The sequence below is a fragment of the Denitratisoma sp. DHT3 genome, assembly GCF_007833355.1.
In the GTDB taxonomy this organism is placed as follows: Bacteria; Pseudomonadota; Gammaproteobacteria; order Burkholderiales; family Rhodocyclaceae; genus Denitratisoma.
Genome location: NZ_CP020914.1, coordinates 3,566,339 through 3,591,193, shown reverse-complemented (window position 1 = coordinate 3,591,193; position 24,855 = coordinate 3,566,339). Strand labels below are relative to the sequence as shown.

23 protein-coding genes are annotated in these 24,855 nt (G+C 66.6%); 13 read left to right on the top strand and 10 right to left on the bottom strand.

Annotation, left to right across the window (positions count from 1 at the left end):
* Positions 1-193: 193 nt before the first annotated feature.
* Genes B9N43_RS16610 through B9N43_RS16565 form a run of 10 tightly spaced genes read left to right on the top strand, consistent with a single transcriptional unit; the run spans position 194 to position 12,154 of the window.
* Positions 194-1,384, top strand: coding sequence for a cation:proton antiporter (locus tag B9N43_RS16610; RefSeq protein WP_145843326.1), 1,191 nt, complete (start codon positions 194-196; stop codon positions 1,382-1,384).
* Between the two features lie 2 nt (positions 1,385-1,386).
* A complete protein-coding gene (locus tag B9N43_RS16605; protein WP_145843325.1) occupies positions 1,387-2,517 on the top strand; it encodes a YbdK family carboxylate-amine ligase in 1,131 nt (376 codons plus the stop codon).
* Between the two features lie 54 nt (positions 2,518-2,571).
* Entirely contained in the window at positions 2,572-5,469 is a 2,898-nt protein-coding gene (locus tag B9N43_RS16600; RefSeq protein ID WP_145843324.1) for a monovalent cation/H+ antiporter subunit A, read from the top strand.
* Positions 5,469-5,816 carry a Na+/H+ antiporter subunit C gene (locus B9N43_RS16595; protein ID WP_145843323.1) on the top strand — a complete coding sequence of 116 codons (348 nt, stop codon included), beginning with the start codon at positions 5,469-5,471 and terminating at the stop codon, positions 5,814-5,816. The genes B9N43_RS16600 and B9N43_RS16595 overlap by 1 nt, the downstream gene beginning before the upstream one ends.
* The gene (locus B9N43_RS16590; RefSeq protein WP_145843321.1) at positions 5,813-7,411 is read left to right on the top strand and encodes a monovalent cation/H+ antiporter subunit D; all 1,599 of its coding nucleotides are present in this window, start codon (positions 5,813-5,815) and stop codon (positions 7,409-7,411) included. Before B9N43_RS16595 ends, B9N43_RS16590 begins: the two co-directional genes overlap by 4 nt.
* Positions 7,408-7,896, top strand: coding sequence for a Na+/H+ antiporter subunit E (locus tag B9N43_RS16585; RefSeq protein WP_145843320.1), 489 nt, complete (start codon positions 7,408-7,410; stop codon positions 7,894-7,896). Before B9N43_RS16590 ends, B9N43_RS16585 begins: the two co-directional genes overlap by 4 nt.
* The gene (locus B9N43_RS16580) at positions 7,893-8,174 is read left to right on the top strand and encodes a K+/H+ antiporter subunit F (protein WP_145843319.1); all 282 of its coding nucleotides are present in this window, start codon (positions 7,893-7,895) and stop codon (positions 8,172-8,174) included. Before B9N43_RS16585 ends, B9N43_RS16580 begins: the two co-directional genes overlap by 4 nt.
* On the top strand, positions 8,171-8,512 hold the full coding sequence (gene mnhG, locus B9N43_RS16575; RefSeq protein ID WP_145843318.1) for a monovalent cation/H(+) antiporter subunit G: 342 nt from the start codon (positions 8,171-8,173) through the stop codon (positions 8,510-8,512). The genes B9N43_RS16580 and mnhG overlap by 4 nt, the downstream gene beginning before the upstream one ends.
* The gene (locus tag B9N43_RS16570; RefSeq protein ID WP_145843317.1) at positions 8,512-11,244 is read left to right on the top strand and encodes an HAD-IC family P-type ATPase; all 2,733 of its coding nucleotides are present in this window, start codon (positions 8,512-8,514) and stop codon (positions 11,242-11,244) included. The genes mnhG and B9N43_RS16570 overlap by 1 nt, the downstream gene beginning before the upstream one ends.
* Positions 11,245-11,278: 34 nt before the next feature.
* Positions 11,279-12,154, top strand: a complete 876-nt coding sequence (locus B9N43_RS16565; protein WP_145843315.1) for a universal stress protein — start codon at positions 11,279-11,281, stop codon at positions 12,152-12,154.
* Positions 12,155-12,259: 105 nt separating this feature from the next.
* Here B9N43_RS16565 and dnaB read toward each other — a convergent pair whose 3' ends face one another.
* On the bottom strand, positions 12,260-13,657 hold the full coding sequence (dnaB, locus tag B9N43_RS16560; RefSeq protein WP_145843314.1) for a replicative DNA helicase: 1,398 nt from the start codon (positions 13,655-13,657) through the stop codon (positions 12,260-12,262).
* A 317-nt stretch (positions 13,658-13,974) separates the two neighbouring features.
* Positions 13,975-14,382, bottom strand: a complete 408-nt coding sequence (locus B9N43_RS17265; RefSeq protein ID WP_186453885.1) for a hypothetical protein — start codon at positions 14,380-14,382, stop codon at positions 13,975-13,977.
* On the opposite strand from B9N43_RS17265, the gene B9N43_RS17260 reads away from it, so the two are divergent.
* Together B9N43_RS17260 and B9N43_RS16550 are read left to right on the top strand one after the other, a co-directional pair.
* Positions 14,381-14,644 (top strand): energy transducer TonB, encoded by a 264-nt coding sequence (locus B9N43_RS17260; RefSeq protein WP_186453884.1) that lies wholly within the window; start codon positions 14,381-14,383, stop codon positions 14,642-14,644. The two genes, B9N43_RS17265 and B9N43_RS17260, sit on opposite strands and share 2 nt — an antisense overlap.
* 60 nt (positions 14,645-14,704) lie before the next feature.
* Positions 14,705-16,339 carry a methyl-accepting chemotaxis protein gene (locus B9N43_RS16550; protein ID WP_145843312.1) on the top strand — a complete coding sequence of 545 codons (1,635 nt, stop codon included), beginning with the start codon at positions 14,705-14,707 and terminating at the stop codon, positions 16,337-16,339.
* Positions 16,340-16,377: 38 nt separating this feature from the next.
* Here the strand turns inward: B9N43_RS16550 and B9N43_RS16545 are convergent, their stop codons facing one another.
* The 7 genes from B9N43_RS16545 to B9N43_RS16515 form a co-directional block, all read right to left on the bottom strand.
* A complete protein-coding gene (locus B9N43_RS16545) occupies positions 16,378-17,238 on the bottom strand; it encodes a M48 family metallopeptidase (protein WP_145843311.1) in 861 nt (286 codons plus the stop codon).
* A 79-nt stretch (positions 17,239-17,317) separates the two neighbouring features.
* On the bottom strand, positions 17,318-17,683 hold the full coding sequence (rplS, locus tag B9N43_RS16540; RefSeq protein ID WP_145843310.1) for a 50S ribosomal protein L19: 366 nt from the start codon (positions 17,681-17,683) through the stop codon (positions 17,318-17,320).
* A gap of 69 nt (positions 17,684-17,752) precedes the next feature.
* The gene (trmD, locus tag B9N43_RS16535; RefSeq protein WP_409994735.1) at positions 17,753-18,508 is read right to left on the bottom strand and encodes a tRNA (guanosine(37)-N1)-methyltransferase TrmD; all 756 of its coding nucleotides are present in this window, start codon (positions 18,506-18,508) and stop codon (positions 17,753-17,755) included.
* Positions 18,502-19,002 (bottom strand): ribosome maturation factor RimM, encoded by a 501-nt coding sequence (gene rimM / locus B9N43_RS16530; RefSeq protein ID WP_145843309.1) that lies wholly within the window; start codon positions 19,000-19,002, stop codon positions 18,502-18,504. The genes trmD and rimM overlap by 7 nt, the downstream gene beginning before the upstream one ends.
* Before the next feature lie 17 nt (positions 19,003-19,019).
* Entirely contained in the window at positions 19,020-19,274 is a 255-nt protein-coding gene (gene rpsP / locus B9N43_RS16525) for a 30S ribosomal protein S16 (RefSeq protein ID WP_145843307.1), read from the bottom strand.
* 79 nt (positions 19,275-19,353) lie between these two features.
* Positions 19,354-21,246, bottom strand: coding sequence for a propionate--CoA ligase (locus tag B9N43_RS16520; protein WP_145843306.1), 1,893 nt, complete (start codon positions 21,244-21,246; stop codon positions 19,354-19,356).
* Between the two features lie 189 nt (positions 21,247-21,435).
* Positions 21,436-22,425 (bottom strand): oxidoreductase, encoded by a 990-nt coding sequence (locus B9N43_RS16515; protein WP_145843305.1) that lies wholly within the window; start codon positions 22,423-22,425, stop codon positions 21,436-21,438.
* Between the two features lie 286 nt (positions 22,426-22,711).
* On the opposite strand from B9N43_RS16515, the gene B9N43_RS16510 reads away from it, so the two are divergent.
* Positions 22,712-23,983 (top strand): O-acetylhomoserine aminocarboxypropyltransferase/cysteine synthase family protein, encoded by a 1,272-nt coding sequence (locus tag B9N43_RS16510; protein ID WP_145843304.1) that lies wholly within the window; start codon positions 22,712-22,714, stop codon positions 23,981-23,983.
* Between the two features lie 681 nt (positions 23,984-24,664).
* Here the strand turns inward: B9N43_RS16510 and B9N43_RS16505 are convergent.
* Positions 24,665-24,847: a CopG family transcriptional regulator gene (locus B9N43_RS16505; protein ID WP_145843303.1), complete on the bottom strand. Its 183-nt coding sequence runs from the start codon at positions 24,845-24,847 to the stop codon at positions 24,665-24,667.
* Positions 24,848-24,855 lie beyond the last annotated feature (8 nt).

Genomic DNA, 24,855 nt, shown 5'->3' with positions numbered 1-24,855 from the left:
ATCGATTCTAACCAACCGCGGGCGTCCTGCCCGACGGCGTCCGCCGCGCGATCGACCGCAACCGGGTCAACCGGGTCGATGGCGCGGCCAAATCTGCCTCCAGCATCGCGGCACACCGCCGTTTTCGAAAATGTGAGCGGCGCGGGGACGGCGTTCCCGACCACCGCCGGAGGGCTCCGGGGAAAGGATCATTGTGCCCGATACTTTGCTGCGACTCCTGCACGACATTTCCTGGCCGGCCGCGCTGGCCCTGGCCTGGCTGGCCGGCGAAGCCGGCCAGCGCTGGCTGCGGCTGCCCCGCGTCAGCGGCTACGGCATCGCCGGCTTTCTGATGGCGGCAAGCCAGGGCGGCTTTCTCGCCGATCCGGAAGGCGCCCCGGTCACGCTGCTCGCCGATTTCGCCTTTGCCCTGATCCTGTTCGAACTGGGCTACCGCATCAACCTGCGCTGGCTGCGCGCCAACCCCTGGCTGGGCGCGACCAGCATCCTCGAGGCGTTCGGCACTTTCGGCGCGGTGCTCGCGGTGGCCCTGGCGTTCGACGTTCCGCCGGTCCCCGCGCTGCTGCTGGCGGCCCTGACCATGTCCACCTCGCCGGCCGCCGTGCTGCGGGTGGCGAACGATCTGCGCAGCGCCGGTCAGGTCACCGAGCGCATCATGCATCTTTCGGCCTTCAATTGCGTGCTTTCCGTGGCGACCTTCAAGGCGGTGCTGGGCTATTCGATCCTGACGAATTCCGGCAGCGTCTTCCATGCCATCTGGAGCAGCCTGGTGGTGGTCCTGGCATCCGCCGGCATCGGCACGCTGTTCGGCGTGGCCGTCCCCGGTCTGCTGCGCGGCATCGGCGGCCTCGCCCGCAACGCGACGATCGCCTTCGCCCTGGCCGCCCTGCTGTTGACGACGCTGACCCATGCCCTCAAATTCTCGCCCCTCCTGGCGGCACTGGCCTTCGGCCTGGTCGCGCGGCACCGGCGCGTCATCCTGTCCCAGGCCCAGCGCAATTTCGGCGCCCTCGGCGATCTGCTGACGGTGCTCCTGTTCGTCTTCGTCGCCGCCACCATCGACGGACGGCAGGCGCTCGCCGGCGCCACCCTCGGCCTGTCCATCGTCGGCGTCCGCCTGGCCGTCAAAACCGCCGTCACGACCCTGCTGTCCCGAGCAAGCGGCATTTCCTGGCGCAAGGGCGCCTTGACCGGGGTAGCGATGATGCCGCTTTCGGTGTTCGCCATCCTGCTCATGGAGCAGACGCGGCGCAGCGACTTCGGCGCTTTCGAGGAAATGGCGGGCATCGCTGCGGTGGTCCTGCTGCTCGAGGTCGCCGGCCCCCTGTTCACCCAATGGGCGCTGGCCCGGGCCGGCGAGAGCGTCGGCAAGGAGGAGCGCTGACCATGCCGCTGGAACCTTTCAAGCACAGTGCCGCGCTGACCATGGGCGTCGAACTGGAATTGCAACTGATCGACCCGACGGACTTCAATCTTTCGGCGTCGGCGACCGACATGCTGCATCTGCTGGAGCGATCCGGTTTCCAGGGCGACGTGAAGCCCGAGGTCACCGAGAGCATGATCGAGCTCGCCACCACGGTGCACACCCGATACGACGCTCTGCTGGCCGAGCTGAAGAATATCCGCGACGGCCTCGTCGCGGCGGGCGACCGCCTCAACGTCAGTCTCTGCGGCGGGGGCACCCACCCTTTCCAGCACTGGTCCGAGCAGCGCATCTTCGCCAAGCCGCGCTTCAAGGAGGTCGCGGCGCTGTACGGCTACCTGGCCAAGCAATTCACGGTGTTCGGCCAGCACATCCATATCGGCTGCACCAGCGCGGACCAGGGACTGTTCCTGCTCCATGGGCTGAACCGCTATCTGCCCCACTTCATCGCCCTGTCGGGCTCCTCGCCTTTCTCGCAGGGGGTGGATACGCTGTTCGACTCGTCGCGCCTGAATTCCGTTTTCGCCTTCCCCTTGAGCGGCCGCGCGCCCTTCATGCTCGACTGGGCGGACTTCGAGCGGGATTACTTCGCCAAGATGGAGGCGACCGGCATCGTCAAGAGCATGAAGGATTTCTATTGGGACATCCGGCCCAAGCCCGAATACGGCACGATCGAACTGCGGGTCTGCGACACGCCGCTCACCGTCACGCGGGCGGCCGCGCTGGCCGGCTATCTCCAGGCGCTGTGCCACATGCTGCTGGAGCGGCGGGATCCGCCACCGACGGAGGACGATTACCTGGTCTACAACTACAACCGATTCCAGGCCTGCCGCTTCGGTCTCGACGGCATCCTGGTGCATCCGGCGACCCACGAAAACATCCCGCTGCGCGAAGACATCCTCGCCACCCTGCGCCGACTGGAGCCTCACGCCGAGGCCCTGGACAGCCGGGCGGCGCTCGACATCCTGTGGCGTGAGATGGTCTTCGACGGCAATCACGCCAGCTTCCTGCGCCATCAATACGCGTCGGCCGGCGGCCTGCAGGGCATGGTCGCGGCCGCGGTAAGTCTGTTCCGCGAGGACGCGGCGACATGATCCGCCGCACGTGCCAGGCATCGCGCATAGGACACACTGGATAGAATGGCCGGCATGGAATTGATCCTGCTGACCATTCTCCCGTTTCTGGGCAGTTTGTGTGCGGCGTTTCTGCCGTCCAACGCACGCAACGCCGAGGCATGGCTGGCCGGTACCGTTGCGCTGGCGGCCACGGCGATCATCATCAGCCTCTATCCCCAGGTGGCAGCCGAAGGCGCCGGGGGCGTATTGCGCCAGCACCTGCCCTGGGCGCCTGCGCTCGGCCTCGACATCAGCCTCCGCATGGATGGCTTCGCCTGGCTGTTCGCCCTACTGGTGACGGGCATGGGCACGCTGGTGGTGATCTACGCGCGCTACTACATGTCACCGACCGATTCGGTACCGCGCTTCTTCTCCTTTTTCCTCGCCTTCATGGGCGCCATGCTCGGCGTCGTGCTCTCCGGCCACCTGATCCAGATGGTGATGTTCTGGGAGATGACCAGCCTGTCGTCCTTCATGCTGATCGCCTACTGGCACCACCGCAGCGAAGCGCGCCGCGGCGCGCGCATGGCGCTGGTCGTCACCGGCGCCGGCGGCCTCGCCCTGTTCGGCGGCGTGCTGCTGCTCGGTCACATCGCCGGCAGCTATGACCTCGACACCGTGCTCACGGCCGGCCCACGCATCCAGGCCCATCCGTGGTATCCGACGGTGCTGGTGCTGATCGCGCTGGGCGCGCTCACCAAGAGCGCCCAGTTCCCCTTCCATTTCTGGCTGCCGCACGCGATGTCCGCGCCGACACCGGTTTCGGCCTACCTGCATTCGGCGACCATGGTCAAGGCCGGCGTGTTCCTGCTGGCGCGGCTGTGGCCGGTGCTGGCCGGCACCGAGACCTGGTTCTGGATCGTCGGCGGCGCCGGGCTGTGCTCGCTGGTGCTGGCGGGCTACCTGGCGATGTTCCAGCAGGACATGAAGGGCGTGCTGGCCTACTCGACGATCAGCCACCTCGGCCTCATCACGCTGTTGCTCGGCATGAACAGCGAACTGGCGCTGGTCGCCGCCGTGTTCCACATCGTCAATCACGCCACCTTCAAGGCCTCGCTGTTCATGGCCGCCGGCATCGTCGACCACGAGACCGGCACGCGTGACCTCGGCCGCCTGTCGGGCCTCTCCCGCGCCATGCCGCTCACCGCCGCGCTGGCCGTCGTCGCGGCGGCGGCGATGGCCGGCGTGCCGCTGCTCAACGGCTTCCTGTCGAAGGAAATGTTCTTCGCCGAGACGGTCTTTCTCGATCGTCCCGACTGGCAGCACGTCGGCCTGCCGCTGGCGGCCACGCTCGCCGGCGTGTTCAGCGTCGCCTATTCGCTGCGCCTGATACAGCGTGTCTTCTTCGGTCCCCTGGCGCGCAACCTGCCGCACGCACCGCACGAGCCGCCGCGCTGGATGCTGCTGCCAAGCGCGCTGCTGGTCGCCGCCTGCGTGCTGGTCGGCATCGTCCCGGAACTCGTCATCGGCCCCTTCCTGCGCATGGCGACCGCCGCGATTCTCGGTGCCGATGCGCCGACCTACAGCCTGGCCGTCTGGCATGGCTTCAATGCGCCACTGCTGATGAGCCTCGTCGCCCTCGGCGGCGGCACGCTGCTCCATGGCGCCCTGCTCACCCGGCGGCGGGCGACGACAGTGCCGCTGCTCGAAGCCATCGACGGCCGCAATCTCTTCGACGCGGCGCTGAGGGCGCTGACCGCCGGCGCCGGGGGGGGGCTGCGGTGGCTGTCGTCGCAGCGTCTGCAGATGCAGATGCTGCTCATCTTCATCGTTGCGCTCGGCGGCGCGCTGCTGCTGGTCAAACCCTTCGGCATCGGCTGGGGAACCCGCTCGCCGCAGCCCCTCGAGCCCGCCTTCGCGCTGCTCTGGGTCGTCGGCGGCACCTGCGCCCTGGCCGTCGCCTGGCTGGCGAAGTTTCATCGCTTCGCCACCATCGCCTTCGCCGGCGGCGCGGGGCTCGCCACCAGCCTGACCTTCGTCTGGTTCTCGGCGCCCGATCTGGCGCTGACCCAGCTCACCGTCGAGGTCGTCACCACCGTGCTGATCCTGCTCGGCCTGCGCTGGCTGCCGCGCCGCGACAAAAACATCGCCGGCCCCGGCGGCGCCTCCCCGCGCCTGCGCCGGGCGCGTGACATCCTGCTCGCCGGCGCGTGCGGCCTCGGGCTGGCCGCCCTCGCCTACGCGGTACTGACCCGCCCCGCCACGGACGGCATCGCGCCATTCTTCGTCCAGCACGCCCTGCCGCAGGGTGGCGGCCTCAACGTGGTCAATGTCATCCTGGTCGACTTCCGCGGCTTCGACACCTTCGGCGAAATCACCGTGCTGGGCATCGTCGCCCTCACCGTGTATGCGCTGCTGCGCCGCTTCCGGCCGGCGCCGGAAAGCATTCCCCTGCCGCGCCAGCAGCATGAGCAGGATGTGCAGAGTGGCAACGCGGCCCCGCGCAACAACCAAGACGCATTGCTGCCCACTGGCGTCATGATGCTGCCCGCCGTGCTGGTACGGCTGCTGCTGCCGCTGGCCATGCTGGTGTCGCTGTTCTTCCTGCTGCGCGGCCACAACGCGCCGGGCGGCGGCTTCGTCGGCGGCCTGATCCTGGCCACGGCGGTGATCCTGCAATACCTGGTCGGCGGCACGCTCTGGGTGGAGTCGCGCCTGCCCATCCAGCCGCTCTACTGGATCGCCATCGGCCTCCTGCTCGCCGCCGCCGCCGGCATCGGCGCCGCCTTTGCCGGTGCGCCCTTCCTCACCAGCCAGGCCTGGCACGGCACGCTGCCGGTGGTCGGTGAACTTCACCTGTCGAGCGTGCTGCTGTTCGACCTCGGCGTCTACATGCTGGTGGTCGGCGCCACGGTGCTGATGCTGGTGGCCATCGCCCACCAGTCGCTGCGCAGCCATCATCACAGGACCGCGACGGGAGAGACGCGCTGATGGAAATCGTCTTCGCCCTCGCCATCGGCGTCATGGCCGGCTCGGGCATCTACCTGCTGCTGCGCCCGCGCACCTTCCAGGTCATCATGGGCCTGTCGCTGCTCTCCTACGCGGTCAACCTGTTCATCTTCGGCATGGGCCGCCTGCGCACCGGCGCGGCGCCGGTGATCGACGCGGCGCGCGGCGCCGATCCGGCGCTCTACGCCGACCCGGTGCCGCAGGCGCTGGTACTGACCGCGATCGTCATCGGCTTCGCCGTCACCGCGCTGCTGCTCGTCGTCCTGCTCGCCGCACGCGGACTGTCGGGCACCGACCACGTGGACGGCCGGGAACCGGAGCGGGAATGATCCAGCACCTGCCCATCCTGCCGATCCTGCTGCCGCTCCTGGCCGGCGTGCTGCTGCTGTTCTCCGGCGAGACGCGTCACGGCGCGCGCTCCCTGTTCGCGCTGTTTGCCACGCTTGCGCAACTGGTGGTGGCGGTCATCCTGCTCGCCGGCGTGGACGGTTGGCTCGCCGCACCCTGGCGGGACGGCGTCGGCGTCTATGCACTCGGCAACTGGCCCGCCCCCCACGGCATCGTACTGGTGGTGGACCGCCTGGCGACGCTCATGCTGACACTGACCGCCATCCTCGGCCTATCCACCCTGGTGTACGCGCTGGCCCGCTGGGAGCGCGCCGGCAGCCATTTCCTGCCCCTGTTCCAGTTCCTGCTGATGGGCCTCAATGGCGCCTTCCTCACCGGCGACCTGTTCAACCTGTTCGTCTTCTTCGAGGTGCTGCTGGCCGCCTCCTACGGCCTGGCCCTGCACGGCTCGGGCGCGCCGCGCGTCAAGGCCAGCCTGCACTACATCGTGGTCAACCTGGTCGCCTCGCTGGTTTTCCTGGTCGCCGCCGCCCTGATCTACGGCGTCACCGGCACGCTCAACATGGCCGAGCTGGCGTTCGCGGTGCCGCGGCTCGACGCCGACGCGCGCGCGCTGTTCGAGCTCGGCGCGCTCCTGCTCGGCATCGTCTTTCTCGTCAAGGCCGGCGCCTGGCCGCTCAACTTCTGGCTGCCCGCCACCTACGCCGCCGCCGCCGCCCCGGTCGGCGCCGTGTTCGCCATCCTCACCAAGGTCGGCGTGTATTCGCTGCTGCGCTTTTCCATCCTGTTCGGCCAGGACGTCGCCCCGGCGCCCTTCAAAGGCGACTGGCTGTTCTACTGCGGCCTGGCCACCATCGCCGTCGGTACGCTGGGCGTGCTCGCTGCGCAGAAGCTCGACCGCCTCGCCGGCTTCATGGTCGTCATCTCCTCCGGCACCCTGCTCGCCGCCTTCGGCTTCACCGGCACGACGCTCACCGGCCCCGCGCTCTACTATCTCGCCAGCTCGGTGCTCGGCGGCGGCGCCTTCTTCATGCTGATCGAAATGGCGGAACGCAACCGCGCGGTGGCCGCCGACCTGCTCGCCATCAGCTTCGAGGCCTTCGGCCTGCAGGAGCGGCACGAGTCGGAGCATCCGGACGCAATGGGTGAGGCCGGTGCCGCCATTCCGGCGGCGATGGCCTTCCTCGGCCTCGCCTTCTTCTCCTGCGCCGCCATACTCAGCGGTCTGCCGCCACTGTCCGGCTTCGTTGCCAAGTTCGCGCTGCTCAAGGCGGCCATTGCCGCGCCACCGGCGCCCGCGTCGCAGGCGATACTGCTCTTCGCGGCGCTGCTGCTGTCGGGGCTCGCCGGCCTGATCGCGCTGTCGCGGCTGGGCATCCGCGTCTTCTGGGACAGCGAGCGGCCGACGCCGCGGCTGCAGTGGCTCGAAGCCGCGCCGGTGGCCACCCTCGTGCTGTTATGCAGCGCGCTGGCCTTCGGCGCCGGCCCGGCCATGGCCTACTTCGAGGCGGCCGCGCGCGCGCTGCACGATCCCGCGGCCTACATCGGCGTCGTGCTGCCGGGGGGGCGGCCATGAAACGCCCGCCCCTGATGCCGCTGCTGCCCGTCGTACTGGCGATCGTCTGGCTTCTGCTCAACGACAGCCTCGCGCCCGGCCATGTCCTGCTTGGCATCGTCTTCGCCCTGCTGGTCGGCGCCGCCATACGCCCACTGCGCCCGCTGCCGGCCTGGCCGCACCGTCTCCATGTCGCCATCGGCCTGATCTGGCACGTATTCCTCGACATCGTGCGCTCCAACATCGGTGTCGGCCGTGTCATTCTCGGCGCCACGCGGCGCCAGCCGACCATCGGCTTCGTCAGGATTCCCCTCGATCTGCGCGATCCGCACGGCCTCGCCATGCTGTCCATCATCGTCACCGGCACGCCGGGCACGGTGTGGGCCGGCCATGATCCGGCGGCCAACGTGCTCACACTGCACGTCCTCGACCTGTGGGACGAGGATGCATGGATCCGCACGATCAAGGACCGCTACGAACGCCCCCTGATGGAGATCTTCGAATGAACGCCATCCTGCCCTTCGCCGTGAACTTCGCGCTCGCCTGCTTCGCGCTGGCCATGCTCTGCGCCCTGATCCGCCTGCTGCGCGGCCCCGCCGCCCAGGACCGCATCCTCGCGCTCGACACGCTCTACATCAACGGCATGCTGACCATCCTGATGCTGGGCATCGGCTTCGGCGCCGCGATCTACTTCGACATCGCGCTGCTGATCGCCCTGTTCGGCTTCGTCGGCTCGACGGCGATGGCCAAGTTCCTGCTGCGCGGCGAGGTGATCGAGCCATGAGCGCGGCCGACGTCCCCCTCTGGGCCGCGCTGCCTGCCGCCCTGCTGCTGGTCTGCGGCGGTCTGCTGACCCTGGTCGGCTCGATCGGTCTGCTGCGCCTCAAGTCATTCTTCGCTCGCATCCACGCGCCGACCATGGGCAGCACGCTCGGCGCGGGCTGCGTGCTGATCGCCTCGACGCTCACCTCGACGGCGCTGGCGCAGCGCCCGGTCATCCACGAGCTGCTGATCACGCTGTTCATCCTCCTCAGCGCGCCGGTTACAACGATGTTGCTGATACGCGCGGCGATGCTACGCAGCGAGAGCCATCTACCGACAGAGATGGAGGCACCCGACTGATGCCAGAAACGCAGCACCATCTGCAGGCGCCTGTCGAATGGCACGGTCTCGCAGCGGAGCAAGCCGTCACGCGGCTCGGCACCGATCCGCTGCGCGGCCTCGCCAAGGATGAAGCGGCACGCCGTCTGCATCGCTTCGGCGCCAATCGGTTGCCTCCGCCTCCCCGGCACCCCGCCTGGCGGCGCTTCGCGCTCCAGTTCCACAATGTGCTGATCTACGTGATGCTGGCTGCCGCGACGGTCACCGCCGCACTGTCCCACTGGGTGGATACGACGGTGCTCCTCGTCGCCGTGGTGGTCAATGCCGTGATCGGTTTCATCCAGGAAGGCAAGGCCGAGCAGGCGCTGGCGGCGATTCGCGACATGCTGTCACTGCGCAGCACGGTCGTGCGCGGCGGCGAACGCATCGAGGTCGCGGCGGAGACGCTGGTGCCCGGAGATGTCGTGCTCCTTGCATGCGGAGACAAGGTCCCGGCCGATCTGCGGCTGATCGCGGAAAAGGGTGTGCGGGTGAATGAGGCCATCCTGACCGGCGAATCCGAGGCGGTGGAGAAGTCGCTGGCGGCGGTTGCCCCGGCCCTGCCGCTCGGCGACCGCGCCTGCATGATCTATTCGGGCACCCTGGTCGTGGCTGGCCAGGCGACCGGCGTCGTGGTCGCCACCGGCAGCGGAACCGAGCTTGGCCGCATCGGCGCGCTGCTGCGGCAGGTGCAGCCGGTAACGACGCCGCTGCTGCGCCAGATGGCCGGCTTCAGCCGCTGGCTGGCCTTCGCCATCGTGCTCATGGCCGTCGCCACCTTCATCCTCGGCATTCTCTGGCGCGACCATCCGCCCGCCGAGATGTTCATGATGGTCGTCGCCCTGGCGGCCTCCGCCATTCCGGAGGGCCTGCCGGCGATCATGACCGTCACCCTGGCGTTCGGCGTGCGGAGAATGGCCCGCCGCAAGGCCATCATCCGCCATTTGCCGGCAGTGGAAGCGCTCGGCGCGGTGACGACGATCTGTTCCGACAAGACCGGCACCCTCACCCGCAACGAGATGACGGTGCGGCGCATCGTCATTGCGGGCGAAGTGCTGGAAGTCAGTGGCGTCGGCTACGGTCCGGACGGCGGCGTATCCCTCGACGGCATTCCGATCTCCGGCGACGGCCATCCGGAACTGGCGGCGGCGGCCCGCGCCGCGCTGCTGTGCAACGACGCGGAACTCCAGCGCCGGGACGATGGCTATCAGTTGCAGGGCGATCCGACCGAGGGGGCGCTGCTGGCGCTGGCGCTCAAGTGCGGTCTCGATCCGGCCCGGGAACGCGCGGACCTGCCTCGCACCGACGTGATTCCCTTCGAGTCCGAACATCGCCTGATGGCCACGCTGCACCACGACCACGAGGGGCGGGGCGTCATCTACGCCAAGGGAGCGCCCGAGAACATCCTCGAAATGTGCGGCTACCAGGGCAGCGACCGGAAGGCCGCGCTGGAACCCGACTACTGGCGCCGCGGCGCCATCGACTGTGCGGCGCGCGGGCAGCGGGTCCTGGCCATTGCCGCAAAACCGGTGGACGAGTCGCAACGCAATGTGCATTTTTCCGACCTGGAGGGCGGATTCACCCTGCTGGCCCTGGTCGGGATCATCGATCCCCCCAGGGACGAGGCGATCACCGCGGTGGCGGCGTGCGCCGCCGCCGGCATCCGGGTCAAGATGATCACGGGCGATCACGTCGAGACGGCGCGGGCGATCGGAGCGCAGATGGGCATCGGCGCTGGTGGAGCGGCGCTGACCGGCGCCGAGATCGAGCTCATGAGCGACGAGCAGTTGCGCCGCGTGGCGCCGGAGGTCGATGTCTTCGCCCGAGCCAGCCCCGAGCACAAGCTCCGTCTGGTGACGGCGCTCCAGGCGGCCGGACATGTGGTGGCGATGACTGGCGACGGCGTCAACGACGCGCCGGCGCTGAAGCGGGCCGACGTCGGCGTGGCCATGGGTTTGAAGGGCAATGAGGCGGCGAAGGAGGCCGCCGACATGGTGCTCGCCGACGACAACTTCGCCACCATCGCCAATGCCGTGCGCGAGGGGCGCGGCATATACGACAACATCATCAAATTCATCCTGTTCATGCTGCCCACCAACGGTGGCGAGGCCTTGGTGGTGATCGCCGCGATCCTGTTCGATCTGATGCTGCCGTTGACGCCGGCGCAAGTGCTCTGGATCAACATGGTCACCTCCAGCACGCTCGGACTGGCGCTGGCCTTCGAGCGGCCGGAGCACGACGTCATGCGCCGGCGCCCCCGCGATCCGCGCAAGCCGCTGTTCTCCTGGTTCTTCATCTGGCGCGTGACAATGGTCTCACTGCTGATGATGGCCGGCGCCCTGGGGCTTTTCCTGTGGGAACTGAAGCACGGCGCAAGCCTGGAAACGGCGCGGACCATGGCCGTCAGCGCGGTCGTCATGGCCGAGATGTTCTACCTGCTGAACAGCCGCTACATCCGCCGATCGGTGCTGTCCCGCGAAGGCCTGTTCGGCAACCGCTACGTGCTGTTCGCCATCGTCGGTTGCCTGGCGCTGCAGATCGCCTACACGAACGCCGGGGTGCTGCGCGAAACATTCGGCTCGACCAGTCTGTCGGCGGGCGAGTGGCTGAAGGTGGCCATGGCGGGCATGCTGGTCTTCGCCATCGCCGAAGCGGAAAAAGCGCTATCAGGGATATCCGGAAAGCTCCGCCGACAGGCTGCGCATTCCGGCTGATGCGGATTCACACATCGACCCGAGGAGGAAACTCATGACGACTTTCAAATCCATTCTGGCTGCGACAGACTTTTCCGACGACGCCCGCCGCGCCGTCGACCGCGCGGCCTCCCTGGCTGTGGAGCAAGGCGGGGAACTCGAGTTGCTGCACGTGATGAGCGGCCCCTCGTTGAAATCGCTGCGGGAATTGTTCCAGTTGATGCCCGATGCCGAGGCGAAGCTGGTGGAGGATGCCCAGGCGACGCTGAACGAGTTGGCATCGACGGCCCGTCTATTGACGGGAACAGGCGTCGCCGCGACCGTCAAGGTCGGCCACGTGCTGGATGAGATTCTCGCGGCATCCAGACAGCGGGAACTGCTGGTGCTGGGAGGCAAGGGCTCGAATCCGCTGCGCGACCTGATTCTGGGAACCACCGCGGAACGCTTGCTGAACAAATGCAGGCAGCCGGTTCTGGTGGTCAAGCAGGCCCGCCGCGGACCGTATCAGCGCGTGCTCGTACCGGTGGACTTCTCGCCTCATTCGGCGATCGCCCTGGCACGGGCCATCGCCATCGCCCCGACGGCGGAAATCACCCTGGTCCATGCGTTCGAGGCATTGTTCGAAGGCAAGCTCTGGCTCGCCGGCGTCAGCGACGACGACCTTCGACGGTACCGCAACCAGGCCCGGCAAAAAGCGCTCGCCAGCATCGACGCCATGATCCAGGGCTGCGGGCGTGACTCCGATCGGATCTACCGCACGGTCGAGCGCGGCAGCCCGGCGCCGGTCATTCTCGCCAAGGAGGCCGAATTCGACGCCGATCTGATCGTCGTCGGCAAGCATGGCCAGTTGCTGGCCGAGGAACTGCTCCTGGGCAGCGTCACGCGCCATGTCCTGGCCGACTCGAAGTGCGACGTGCTGGTGGTGCAGTAGGGAACGATGGCCGGCCGCCGCCGGTGCCGATGAACACGCAGGGCCGCGCCGCGCTGGCGCGGCCTCTCGCGGGGAGGGTCCGCAACCCGGACTCCTGCGGCAGGCTCAGTAGTTGCCGGCGTTGGCGCAGTTCTGGAACTTGGTGTATTCGCCCAGGAAGGTGAGCTGCACCGTGCCGGTGGGGCCGTTCCGGTGCTTGCCGATGATCACCTCGGCCATGCCTTTGTGCTGGCTGTCCTTGTTGTAGTAGTCGTCGCGGTACATCATCAGGATCATGTCCGCATCCTGCTCGATGGCGCCGGATTCGCGCAAATCGCTCATCAGCGGGCGCTTGTCGTTGCGCTCCTCCACCTTGCGCGACAGCTGGGACAGCGCGATCACCGGCACTTCCAGTTCCTTGGCCAGGGCCTTGATGGAGCGGGAGATTTCCGACACTTCCGTCGCCCGGTTCTCGCCATCCTTGGAGGAGCTCATCAACTGAATGTAGTCGATCACGATCAGGCCCAGCTTGCCGCACTGGCGATGCAGCCGGCGGGCCCGGGCGCGCAGGTCCGAGGGGCTGATGGCGCCGGTCTCGTCGATGTGGATCGGGGCGTCGTGAAGCTTGCCCAGGGCCACGGTCATCTTGTCCCACTCCTCGTCGCCCAGGCGCCCGGTGCGCAGCTTGTGCTGGTCCAGCCGCCCCAGGGAGGAGAGGAAACGCATGGCCAGCTGGGGCCCCGACATTTCCAGGGAGAAGATCGCCACCGGCAGGCGCATCTCGACGCCCACGTACTCGGCGATGTTGAGGGCGAAGGCGGTCTTGCCCATGGAGGGGCGGCCCGCCACCACGATCATGTCCCCCGGCTGGAGGCCCGAGGTCATCTTGTCCAGATCGATGAAGCCGGTGGGCACGCCGGTCACGTCGGAGGGGTCGTCGCGGTCGTAGAGCTGCTGGATCTTGTCCACCACCTGGCCCAGCACCTGGGGAATGGCGATGAAGCCCTGCACGTTCTTGGCGCCGGCCTCGGCGATCTCGAACACCTTCTGCTCCGCCTGGTCCAGCAGCTGCTTGACGTCCCGTCCCGCCGGATTGAGGGCGCTGGCGGCGATCTCGTCACCGACGGTCACCAGCTTTCTGAGCACCGCCCGTTCATGGACGATCTCCGCGTAGCGACGGATGTTGGCGGCGGACGGCGTGTTGTTGGCGATCTCGCCCAGATAGGCCAGGCCGCCGGTCTGCTCGACCTCGTTGGATTTTTCGATGGACTCGTAGACGGTCACCACGTCCGCCGGCCGGCCGGTTTCCACCAGCTTGCGGATGTGGCCGAAGATGCGGCGATGGTCGTCCCGGTAGAAGTCGGCCTCGTTCACCACGTCGCCGATGCGGTCCCAGGCCGAATTGTCGAGCAACAGGCCGCCGATCAGCGACTGTTCCGCCTCGATGGAATGCGGCGGCAGCTTGAGCGCCACCATCTGGGGATCGGGCTGGGAAGACACCTGAAAGGGGCGGACGTGGGCCATGAAAACTCCTTGAAGACAGGGCCGGAGTCTACCCCGGCACAGCCTCATGGGCTGTTGATAAACCTGTGAAGGATCAAGGGGATTCTGTGGATAGGCTGTGGAAATCCTGAGGACGGCCTGGGGAAGGATTCAACGTGGCGAGCGGCGGGAGTTTCCCTCCGGAATTCGCAATAACCGTTCATATTTCATGGTAATCGCGTCATAGGGTGAGCTATCGACAGCCACCATATGGACCCCAACGTGTCAATTACACTAGAATGCATTCGCGCTGACGCAGCGAGAACTAAAAAAACGCGCGGTACTTGCCCCCAGGCAAGTCATTCGCCAGTAGAGGAGATTATCATGACGGAGGCATTGAACGGAACTCGTGCGTCTGTCGATGCAACCCAGTCGTGCACGACAGTCGCCGGACTTTCCATCCGCAAGCCGGATGCCCGCTCCCTGAAGCCGATGGCGACCCGCGTCCATGGCCCGTTCGCTGTCGGAAAACCCGGATAACGACCGTGGCCGAATTCCCCATCCCATGCATTGAAGCAGAACGCCAGGCTCACGATTGCCTTGCTGATTTTTACCAGGAGACCAGAAATGTTTTGTGATCGAGTACCGCCCAGTTCCAACGCCAATGTGTCCGTTCCCGCCACTTCCGCACGGGGTGCGGCATTGCGCTGGATGATGTCTGCCGCGCTCGTCGTTGGGCTTGCCGCCGGCTGGTCGGCGGACGGCATGGCCCAGTCCGCTCGCAAAGCGATTTCCAAGGAGCCGCCCGTCTTCCCCTCCGAAGCGCTCGACGAAGGCATCGACAGCGGCTCGGTGAAGGTCCGCATCACGATTGCCGGCGATGGTTCCGTGACCGGCGCGGAAATTCTCGATGCCCAGCCCAAACGCATCTTCGACAAGGCGGTGACGCGCGCCGTGATGCGCTGGCGCTATGAACCCACCGGCACGACCGATACCACCGAAGTCCAATTGACCTTCAAGGGACGTTGACGCGGCCGCCAGTACCACCGGGAACGGGTCCATCGATTTTCCTTTCCAAGGAACAATGACATGTTGAGCAAACTGAATATCGGCCCTCGGCTGAATGTTGCATTCCTGATCGTTGTCGCTTTCCTGATCGCATTGGCTGGCATCGGCTATAGCGCGGTCAACAATCTGGCCAGCCAGTTTGAGATATCGGTCAATGAGAACAACAAGAAGCTGGCCCTGTCCCAGGACCTGCGCGAGCAACTGAACGTGATCATGCGTTCGGTGCGTAACGTATTGCTGTACCAGAACAATGAGAACTTCGTAAAGGCGCAGTTGAACCGGATCGAAAAAGCCCGGGCCGACTACATGGTCAGCTATCAGGCGATGGAAAAGCTGCTGCGCTCGCCCGAGGAGCGGAAGATTCACACCGAAATCGACACTCATCGAGGACCCTCCGGCAAGGCCACCGACACAGCAGTCGAAGTGTCGAAAACAGCAGGCGTCGCCGAAGCCGCGAAGGAACTGAAGGAAACGGTGCAGTCCTTGCAGAACGACTGGTACGACGCGATCCAGGCGATGATCGACTTCCAGGAGAAGCAGAACAATACGTTGGCGATGAATGCCCAGGCCACCTTCAAGCGGACCATGACCATATTCCTGGTGTTCACCCTCCTCGCCACGGGCATCGCCGTGGGGCTTGCCGTCTGGATCAGCCGCAGCATCACCCGGCCGCTGGCCTATGCGGCCCAGGTGGCGGCGGATGTCGCGGCCGGCGATCTGTGCTCCCACGTGCGCGTCTCGACGACGGATGAGACCGGCCAGCTGTTGCGAACCCTGCAGCGCATGAAGGAAAGCCTGGCGAATACCGTCTCGTCGGTGCGCGGCGTGGCCGACGCGCTGTCCTCTTCCTCCGGGCAGCTGGTCGCCGCGGCCAACGAGGTGACCGAATCCTCGTCCCAGCAATCCGTCGCGGCCGCCTCGACCGCCGTTTCAGTCCAGCAGATCACCGCCAGCATCGAATCGGTCGCCGGCGGCGCCACCGAAATCAGGGAACTGGCGAAGTCGAGCCAGACCCGGACCCGGGAAAGCGTCGGCAACCTGAACCAGCTTTCCGGCGAGATCGAAATGCTCGGCCGCACCGTGGAAACCATCGGCACCACGTTCCAGGAATTCACCGACAGCAGCAAGGCGATCACCGAAATGACCCGGCAGGTGCGCGAGATTGCCGAGCAGACCAACCTGCTGGCCCTCAATGCCGCCATCGAAGCGGCCCGCGCGGGCGAGCAGGGACGGGGATTCGCGGTCGTCGCCGACGAGGTGCGCAAACTGGCGGAGAAATCCGGACAGTCGGTCAACGAGATCGATTCCGTCAACCGGGTCCTGACCGAGCGCTCAGGTCACGTCGCAGGCGCCATTTCGGAAGGAATGCAGGCCCTCGACAGCAGCAAGCGCCATGTGCAGATGGTCATTGCCTCGCTCTCGGAAGCGGACCAGGCCGCGCTGCGGTCCGCGGAGGGCATCGACAACATAGCCACGTCGGTCAGCGAACAAAGCGTCGCCAGCGTGAAAATCACCGGCAACGTCGAGCAGATGGCCCAGATGGCGGAGCGCAATCACCGGGTGGTCGAGCGCACCAGCACCGCCGCCGGCCATCTGCGGGAACTCTCCGGACAACTGTCGGATTCGGTTTCCCACTTCCAGTTGACGAACGGCTGAGACCCCGTCCGTCACATCGGGCCAGTATCGATCTCCAGCTAGCGGGCGGGGCTGATCAACCGCTCGTTGGGGGAGGTGCTGGTCCAGGCGCGGCTGGGTGCCTGACGTTTGGGTGCCGCCTCGTAGAACGGCAATATGTCGAGTTCCTGGGCGGACAGTTCCTCCAGGCGCTTGGACGAGGCGGGGTGGGTGCTCAACCAGTCGAAACGGGAATTGTCGCCGCTGGCCTGCATCATCTTTTCCCATAGCGTCACCGCGGCATGGGGATGGAAACCTGCCCGAGCCGCCAGTTCCAGGCCGATCCGGTCGGCTTCCGATTCCGCGCCCCGGCTGTTTGGCAGCAGCACCAGCCCCAGGAGCGCCAATTCGGCGCCGGCCTGACGCTTGCCGCCGTTGCCGCTGTTGCTGCCCGAAACACCGATGGCGATCGCCGCCACGCCAGCCGCCATCTGCATCGACATCTTTTCCGCACCGTGCTTGAGCAGGGCATGGGAAATCTCGTGTCCCATGATCTGGGCCAGTTCGTCGTCCGTCGGCTTGATCTTCTCGATCAATCCCGTATAGATGGCCATCTTGCCGCCCGGCATGCACCAAGCGTTGATGGTCTTGGGATCCTCGATCACCTTGACGCTCCAGGCCCAGTCTCGCGTCTCCGGGCGATACAGAACCGCCTGGTCGATCAGGCGGTCGGTGATGCGCTGGACCCGCGCGTTCAGTTTCGCGTCATGGCTGATCTTGCCTTCCTTTTCCAGCTTGCCGACCATGCCCTGATAGGCCTGGATCGAGTCGGCGATCGCGGAACTTTCCGACACCAGCAGCAACTGGCTGCGGCCGGATATGGGATTGGCGGCACAACCGGCCAGAAACGCGGCCAGAGCCAGGGCTGGAAACAAACGCATGGAGCGAACCCTCAAAAGCAGAACGGGGCGATGATACGCCCCGTTCCTTTCAGCCAACCGAGTCTTGCGCGAACCCGGATCAGCGGGCCTTGATGGTGAGCTTTTCCTTGATGCGGGCCGACTTGCCGGAACGGCTGCGCAGGTAGTAGAGCTTGGCGCGACGCACGTCGCCGCGACGCTTGACCTCGACGCTGGCGATCAGCGGCGAGTAGGTCTGGAAAGTGCGCTCCACGCCTTCACCGGCGGAAATCTTGCGCACGATGAAGCTGGAGTTGAGGCCGCGGTTGCGCTTGGCGATCACCACGCCTTCATACGCCTGCAGACGCTCGCGGTTGCCTTCCTTCACCTTGACCTGGACGATCACGGTGTCGCCGGGGGCGAACTCGGGGACGCTCTTGCCCAGGCGGGCGATTTCTTCTTGCTCCAGTTGCTGGATCAGATTCATGTTGCACTCCAAATAGTCATGGCCGGTGGCCTTTCGCGCAGAGCAGGCTGACCTGATGCACGCCTTTCGTTATTGGCGCTCCCGCTGGTATTCCGCCAGCAGTCGCGCCTCCTCGCTGCTCAGGCCGCGGCGCTCCAGCAGATCGGAGCGTCGCCGCCAGGTCCGTCCCAGCGCCTGTTTCAGGCGCCAGCGCCGGATCTGCTCATGGTTGCCGGAGAGCAGCACCTCCGGCACCCGCATTCCTTCATATTCCTCGGGCCGCGTGTAATGCGGACAATCGAGGAGTCCCGCGGCGAAGGACTCTTCCACCGCCGAGGCGCCGTCGTTCAGCGCGCCCGGCAACTGCCGCACGCAGGCGTCGATCAGGGCCAGGGCCGGCAACTCCCCGCCGGAGAGGACGAAATCGCCCAGCGAAATCTCCTCATCCACGCAACGCGCGATCAACCGCTCGTCCACGCCTTCATAACGCCCGCAGAGGAGGATGGCCCCCTCGCCCGCCGCCAGTTCCAGCACCTTGCCGTGGGTGAGCGGCTCACCCTGGGGCGACAGGTAGATCACCCTGCCACCCAGACCTTGCTCCTGCCGCGCGGCCCGCGCCGCCACGATGGTCCGCTCCAGGGGGCCGGGCAGCATCACCATGCCGGGCCCGCCGCCGTAGGGGCGATCGTCCACCGTGCGATGATTGTCCGTCGTCGCGTCCCGCGGGTTCCAGCACCGCAGGGACCACAGTCCCCGCTCCAGCGCCCGCCGCGTGATGCCCGAAGCAGTCACCGCCGAAAACATCTCGGGAAACAGGGTGATGGCGTCGAAACGCAAGGTCACCAGTCGTTTCCCCAATCCACGCGGATGCGGCCGGCCGGCTTATCCACGCTTTTCACCACCTGGTCGATGAAGGGCAGCAGGCGCTCCTGCTCGCCGTCCCGCACCACCAGCACGTCGTTGGCGCCGGTCGCGATCAGCGACGCCACCTTGCCCAGGGTCTCGCCCTGCGAATTGACCACGCTCAGGCCGATCAGATCGGCCCAGTAATACTCGCCTTCCTCGGGCTTGGGCAGGTCCTCCCGGGGGGAGCCCACGTAAAGCCCTTTCAGTCCCTCCGCGCCGGCCCGGTCGGCGATGCCGTAAAAGCAGGCCACCCAACCGTCACCGTGGGGCTTGAGGTCCAGCAGGTCCAGGGCACGCCAATCCGCGCCGTCCGGGTCGCTGCCCAGCCACCAACGGGACATCCGGCGCCAGGAGGCGGGATCGTCGCCGAAAGGATGGATATGAACCCATCCCTGCACACCGAACGGGGCGACGACGCGCCCCAGCACGATCATGCTGGCCGACAGCCGGCTCAGGCGGCCTTCTTGGCGTTGAACTGCTTGACCAGACGGGCGGCGGTCGGCGACAACTGGGCGCCGGTGCCCTGCCAGTAGGCCAGGCGCTCGACGTTCACCACCAGGCCCTGCTCGCTTTCAGAGGCCACGGGGTTGTAAAAGCCGATGCGCTCGACAAAGCGACCGTCGCGGCGATTGCGCGAATCGGTCACCACCATGTTGTAGAAGGGGCGCTTCTTGGCGCCGCTACGGGCGAGACGAATGACAACCATGTCGTTCCCTTGGAAATCGGAAAAAGGCGGCGATTATATGGCGACAAGCCACTCCAAACAAGCCTCCGGGAGAGTTTCTTTATTCGGCCAGGGCATTCCTGATCTGTTCCAGGGCGGACTGGTCCTCGATGGTGGTCAAATCCCCCGGATCCCGCCCTTCGGCCACGGCCTGGAGGGAGCGGCGCAACAGCTTGCCGGAGCGGGTCTTGGGCAGCAGGCCGACGAAATACACGCGGCCCGGCCGGGCGATGGCGCCCAGGCTGTCGTCCACCGCCTTCATCACCTCCTTCTCCAGCGCCGCGCGCCCGGCGCCGTCGGCCACCCGGGACGCGTCCTTGACCACGGCGAAGGCGATCGGCATCTGCCCCTTCACCGCATCCTGCACGCCCACCACCGCGACTTCGGCAATGGCCGGATGCCCCTGCACCGCCTCCTCGATCTCCCGCGTGCCGAGGCGGTGCCCGGCCACGTTGATCACGTCGTCGGTGCGGCCGAGGATGAAGTGATAACCCGCTTCGTCGCGGATGCCCCAGTCGAAGGAGGAATAGACCAGCGGTTCCTTGAACAGGCTGAAATAGGTCTTGACGAAACGCTCGTCGTCGCCCCAGACGGTGGACAGGCAGCCCGGCGGCAGGGGCGGCACCACGCCGACGATGCCCTTTTCGTTGGCGTCGCACTCCGAGCCGTCCTCGCGGAAGATCTTCAGGTTGTAGCCGAACACCGGGAAGGCCGGGGTGCCGAAGCGGATCGGCGTGTCCTCCACGCCCCGCACCGTGGACAGCATCGGCCAGCCGGTCTCGGTCTGCCAGTAATTGTCGATCACCGGCTTGCCCAGCTCGCCCATGATCCATTCATGCGTGGGCTGGTCCAGGGGTTCGCCGGCCAGGAACAGATACTTGAGGGCGGACAGGTCGTACTTGTGCAGATAGGCCGGGTCCTGCTTCTTCAGCACCCGCGCCGCAGTGGGCGACGAGAACATCACATTCACCTTGAAACGCTCGGCGATGCTCCACCAGATGCCGGCGTCGGGGCGCAACGGCGTGCCCTCGTACATGATGGTGGTCATGCCGGCGATCAACGGCCCGTAGACGATGTAGGAATGCCCCACCACCCAGCCGATGTCCGAGGTGGTGAACATGGTCTCGCCCTCGCCGCCGCAGTAGATGTGCCTCATCGAGGACGCGAGGGCCACCGCATAGCCCCCGGTATCGCGCTGCACACCCTTGGGCTTGCCCGTGGTGCCGGAGGTGTACAGGATGTAGGACGGCTCCGAGGACTCCAGCCATTCGCAGGGGACGTCGGCGTCCATGTGCCGGGCGCGCAGCGCCGCGTAATCCTCGTCGCGACCGGCGACCCGGTGCCAGCCGGCATGCAGCCCGCGGTCCACCATCAGCACCTTCTGCGGCGGGCACTTGCTCTGCGCGATGGCGTCGTCGAGCAGATGCTTGTAGGGCACCTCCTTGCCGTTGCGCATCCCGGCCTCGGCGGAGACGATCAACTTGGGTTGGGCGTCGTCGATGCGGGTGGCCAAAGAGCCGGAAGCAAACCCGCCGAAGACCACCGAGTGAATGGCGCCGATGCGGGCGCAGGCCAGCATCGCGAAGGCGGCCTCGGCGATCATCGGCATGTAGATCAGCACCCGGTCGCCGCGCTCCACGCCGAGCGACTTCATGATCGCCGCCATGCGCATCACTTCGGTTCGCAGCTCGGCGAAGCTGTAGGTCCGCTCCTGCTGGGTCTCCGTCGACAGATACACCAGCGCCGGCGCCTCGGGACGCCGCGCGGCGTGGCGGTCCACCGCGTTGTGGCAGAGGTTGGTGCGGCCGCCGACGAACCACTTGGCGAACGGCGGACGGGAGAAGTCGCAGACCCGGTCGAAAGGCCGCTCCCAATCCACCAACTGGGCCTGTTCGCGCCAGAAGGCGTCCGGCTGCTCGATCGACTGGCGATAGAAGTCCTGATAGCGGGTCATGTCTCCTCCTTGTTATCGTGAAATAGCCAATTGGAACGGCAGGTCAAATGTTCGAGCGCAACGAGCCGACTCCGTCACCTCCACCCCCCGAGAGGAGGCCGGGAGGGGGCGGGCCTTTCTGCTGCTTTTCCAGCCGACCGGCAAAGCCCTTCATCGAAGCATCTCCTCTTTGACCTTGACTTGGCCGGCTTATGGATTGATGCGCACCACCGTGCGGCCCTTGACCCGGGCCTGGAGGAACGCATCGAAAACGTCGGGCAACTGGGAAAACTCGATGGTTCGGGTCATCGCCTCCAGCCGCGCCGGCCGCATGTCGCCGGCCAGGCGGCGCCAGACCTCGGCCCGCAGGGGCATCGGGCAATTGACCGAATCGACGCCGAGCAGGCTCACGCCGCGCAGGATGAAGGGCATCACCGTGGTGGCGAGATCGGCGCTGGCCGCCAGACCCACGCTGGCCAGGGTGCCGCCCACCTGCATGGTGCTGGCCAGCCACGCCAGCACCGGCCCGCCCAGATTGTCCACGGCGCCGGCCCAGGTGGCCTTGTCCAGGGGTTTGATGCGGCCGAGGTCCAGGCTGGAACGCAACATCACCTCGGCGGCGCCGAGGTCCTTCAGGTAGTCGGTCTCGCTTTCCTTGCCGGTCAGGGCCACCACCCGGTAGCCGAGCCGGGCCAGGATGGCGGTGGCCACGCTGCCCACGCCACCGGTGGCGCCGGTCACCAGCACCGGGCCGTTGGCGGGTGCCAGGCCGTTCTGTTCCATCCTCACCACCGCCAGGGCGGCGGTGAAACCCGCCGTGCCGTAGGCCATGGCGTCGAACAGGCTCAGGCCGACCGGCAATTTCACCACCCAGTCCGCGGGCACCCTGGCCAGCTCTGCGTAGCCGCCGTGATGGGCCACACCGAGGTCGTAGCTGGTGCACAGCACCTGGTCGCCGGGGCTGAAGCGAGGATCCCGGCTGGCCGTCACCGTGCCCGACAGGTCGATGCCGCCGACGCAGGGGAAGCGCCGAATGATCCTCCCCGCCCCGGTGGCGGAGAGGGCGTCCTTGTAATTCACGTCGGAATAGGCGACGCGAATCGTCACTTCGCCTGCATCCAGTTGTTCTTCTTCCATCTGGACGAATCGGCTCGACACCTTGCCGTCGTCCTGACTGCTGAGAAAAGCCTTGAAGGTCATGACCTGTCCTTTGCGGAGCCATATTATGGGCACGGGCAGCTTAGAGATTCCTTACAGGAAAATGCCCGCCGCAAGCATACCCCCATCACCGCGAAGCCGGCAGGAACGCGCGTCCAGGGAAACCGATTCATGCGTCAAGCCCCAGCCCCGGAGGAGATCACGCTGGCGGCCCTTTGGCGAGCTGACCGAGGCTGACCGCCGCGCGCTCGCAAGCATATGAAAACAATGCCATAGCGACGGGCCGCGGCGCGGCTATACTTGCCGATCCATTTTGAGGAGGAAGCCCATGAAGTTCGAGACCCTGGCCGTCCATGCCGGCTACAGCCCCGATCCCACCACCAAGGCCGTCGCGGTCCCCATTTACCAGACCACGTCCTACGCCTTCGACAATACCCAGCACGGCGCCGATCTCTTCGACCTCAAGGTGGCCGGGAACATCTACACCCGGATCATGAACCCGACCCAGGACGTGCTGGAAAAGCGCGTCGCCGAGCTGGAAGGCGGCATCGCCGGCCTCGCCCTGGCTTCCGGCCAGGCCGCCATCACCTACGCCATCCAGACCATCGCCGAGACCGGCGACAACATCATCTCCGCCGCCACCCTCTACGGCGGCACCTACAACCTGTTCGCCCACACCCTGCCCCAGTTCGGCATCCAGGTGCGCTTCGCCGACTACCGCGATCCGGCCTCCTTCGAAAAGCTGATCGACGCCAGGACCAAGGCCATCTACTGCGAATCGATCGGCAACCCGCTGGGCAACATCACCGACTTCGAGCCCCTGGCCGCCATCGCCCACAAGCACGGCGTGCCGCTGATCGTGGACAACACCGTGCCCTCCCCCTACCTGTGCCGCCCCTTCGAGCACGGTGCCGACATCGTGGTGCACTCGCTCACCAAATACCTCGGAGGCCACGGCAACAGCATCGGCGGCATCATCGTCGACAGCGGCAAGTTCCCCTGGGCCGAGCACAAGGAACGCTTCCGCCGCCTCAACGAGCCCGACGTGTCCTACCACGGCGTCGTCTATACCGAGGCCCTCGGCCCCGCCGCCTTCATCGGCCGCGCCCGGGTGGTGCCGCTGCGCAACATGGGCGCGGCGATTTCCCCCTTCAACGCCTTCCTGATCATGCAGGGCGTCGAGACCCTGGCGCTGCGCATGGACCGCATCACCGAAAACACCCGGCGCGTGGCCGAATATCTGAAGGGCCACAAGAAAGTGAAGTGGGTGAACTACGCCGGCCTGCCCGACCACCGCGACCACGCCCTGGCGCAGAAGTACATGGGCGGCCGTCCCTCGGGCATCCTGACGTTCGGCGTCGAGGGCGGCATCGCCGGCGGCACCAAGTTCCAGGACGCATTGCAGCTATTCACCCGCCTGGTGAATATCGGCGATACAAAATCCCTGGCCTGCCACCCGGCCTCCACCACTCATCGCCAGCTCTCGCCGGCGGAGATGGAAAAAGCCGGGGTCACCGAGGACACGGTGCGGCTGTCCGTCGGCATCGAGCACATCGACGACCTGATCGCCGATCTGGAACAGGCGCTGGCCGCCGTCTGAATAAAGGTTCGCCCCCCTTCGCCCCCCTCCGGGGGGTTCGATATGGCTCGCTGCGCTCGGGTGTTTGGGGGAGCGTTGTGGGGGCACCGATAGGTTGCGGCTGCCGCCGCGTGCCGCTTTTCCTTGGGGCGGCCCGGCGGAAAAGCTCTGTCGGTATCGTGGACTCACCTCCTTCGCCCCCCTCCGGGGGGTTCGATATGGCTCGCTGCGCTCGGGTGTTTGGGGGAGCGTTGTGGGGGCACCGATAGGTTGCGGCTGCCGCCGCGTGCCGCTTTTCCTTGGGACGGCCCGGCGGAAAAGCTCTGTCGGTATCGTGGACTCACCCCCTTCGCCCCCCTCCGGGGGGTTCGATATGGCTCGCTGCGCTCGGGTGTTTGGGGGAGCGTTGTGGGGGCACCGATAGGTTGCGGCTGCCGCCGCGTGCCGCTTTTCCTTGGGACGGCCCGGCGGAAAAGCTCTGTCGGTATCGTGGACTCCCCCCCTTCGCCCCCCGCCGGGGGGGTCGATATGGCTCGCTGCGCTCGGGTGTTTGGGGGAGCGTTGTGGGGGCACCGATAGGTTGCGGCTGCCGCCGCGTGCCGCTTTTCCTTGGGGCGGCCCGGCGGAAAAGCTCTGTCGGTATCGTGGACTCACCCCCTTCGCCCCTCCGGGGGAGCGAAGGGGGGAAGTTTCACATCCCCCCTACTTCGGCGCCTTCAGCCAGTCGGGCAGCTTGCGCTCCCCGGCATTCTCGAAGATGTACTGGCGCATCAGCTTGCGCACCACCTGGGACGGCGTGATGTCGTGTTCGGCGCAGATGTCCTCGAACAATTTCTTCTTGCGGGGATCGACCAGGATGGTCAGGCGGGCGGTCTTGCTTTCCATACTCAGCT

What these genes read in the sequence shown, in the direction of transcription:
- B9N43_RS16605 (WP_145843325.1), top strand. Translation starts at nt 1,387, where the DNA reads ATGCCGCTGGAACCTTTCAAGCACAGTGCCGCGCTGACCATGGGCGTC.
- B9N43_RS16600 (WP_145843324.1), top strand. Translation starts at nt 2,572, where the DNA reads ATGGAATTGATCCTGCTGACCATTCTCCCGTTTCTGGGCAGTTTGTGT.
- B9N43_RS16595 (WP_145843323.1), top strand. Translation starts at nt 5,469, where the DNA reads ATGGAAATCGTCTTCGCCCTCGCCATCGGCGTCATGGCCGGCTCGGGC.
- B9N43_RS16590 (WP_145843321.1), top strand. Translation starts at nt 5,813, where the DNA reads ATGATCCAGCACCTGCCCATCCTGCCGATCCTGCTGCCGCTCCTGGCC.
- B9N43_RS16585 (WP_145843320.1), top strand. Translation starts at nt 7,408, where the DNA reads ATGAAACGCCCGCCCCTGATGCCGCTGCTGCCCGTCGTACTGGCGATC.
- B9N43_RS16580 (WP_145843319.1), top strand. Translation starts at nt 7,893, where the DNA reads ATGAACGCCATCCTGCCCTTCGCCGTGAACTTCGCGCTCGCCTGCTTC.
- mnhG (WP_145843318.1), top strand. Translation starts at nt 8,171, where the DNA reads ATGAGCGCGGCCGACGTCCCCCTCTGGGCCGCGCTGCCTGCCGCCCTG.
- B9N43_RS16570 (WP_145843317.1), top strand. Translation starts at nt 8,512, where the DNA reads ATGCCAGAAACGCAGCACCATCTGCAGGCGCCTGTCGAATGGCACGGT.
- B9N43_RS16565 (WP_145843315.1), top strand. Translation starts at nt 11,279, where the DNA reads ATGACGACTTTCAAATCCATTCTGGCTGCGACAGACTTTTCCGACGAC.
- dnaB (WP_145843314.1), bottom strand. Translation starts at nt 13,657, where the DNA reads ATGGCCCACGTCCGCCCCTTTCAGGTGTCTTCCCAGCCCGATCCCCAG.
- B9N43_RS17260 (WP_186453884.1), top strand. Translation starts at nt 14,381, where the DNA reads ATGGCCCAGTCCGCTCGCAAAGCGATTTCCAAGGAGCCGCCCGTCTTC.
- B9N43_RS17265 (WP_186453885.1), bottom strand. Translation starts at nt 14,382, where the DNA reads ATGCCGTCCGCCGACCAGCCGGCGGCAAGCCCAACGACGAGCGCGGCA.
- B9N43_RS16550 (WP_145843312.1), top strand. Translation starts at nt 14,705, where the DNA reads ATGTTGAGCAAACTGAATATCGGCCCTCGGCTGAATGTTGCATTCCTG.
- B9N43_RS16545 (WP_145843311.1), bottom strand. Translation starts at nt 17,238, where the DNA reads ATGCGTTTGTTTCCAGCCCTGGCTCTGGCCGCGTTTCTGGCCGGTTGT.
- rplS (WP_145843310.1), bottom strand. Translation starts at nt 17,683, where the DNA reads ATGAATCTGATCCAGCAACTGGAGCAAGAAGAAATCGCCCGCCTGGGC.
- rimM (WP_145843309.1), bottom strand. Translation starts at nt 19,002, where the DNA reads ATGATCGTGCTGGGGCGCGTCGTCGCCCCGTTCGGTGTGCAGGGATGG.
- rpsP (WP_145843307.1), bottom strand. Translation starts at nt 19,274, where the DNA reads ATGGTTGTCATTCGTCTCGCCCGTAGCGGCGCCAAGAAGCGCCCCTTC.
- B9N43_RS16520 (WP_145843306.1), bottom strand. Translation starts at nt 21,246, where the DNA reads ATGACCCGCTATCAGGACTTCTATCGCCAGTCGATCGAGCAGCCGGAC.
- B9N43_RS16515 (WP_145843305.1), bottom strand. Translation starts at nt 22,425, where the DNA reads ATGACCTTCAAGGCTTTTCTCAGCAGTCAGGACGACGGCAAGGTGTCG.
- B9N43_RS16510 (WP_145843304.1), top strand. Translation starts at nt 22,712, where the DNA reads ATGAAGTTCGAGACCCTGGCCGTCCATGCCGGCTACAGCCCCGATCCC.
- B9N43_RS16505 (WP_145843303.1), bottom strand. Translation starts at nt 24,847, where the DNA reads ATGGAAAGCAAGACCGCCCGCCTGACCATCCTGGTCGATCCCCGCAAG.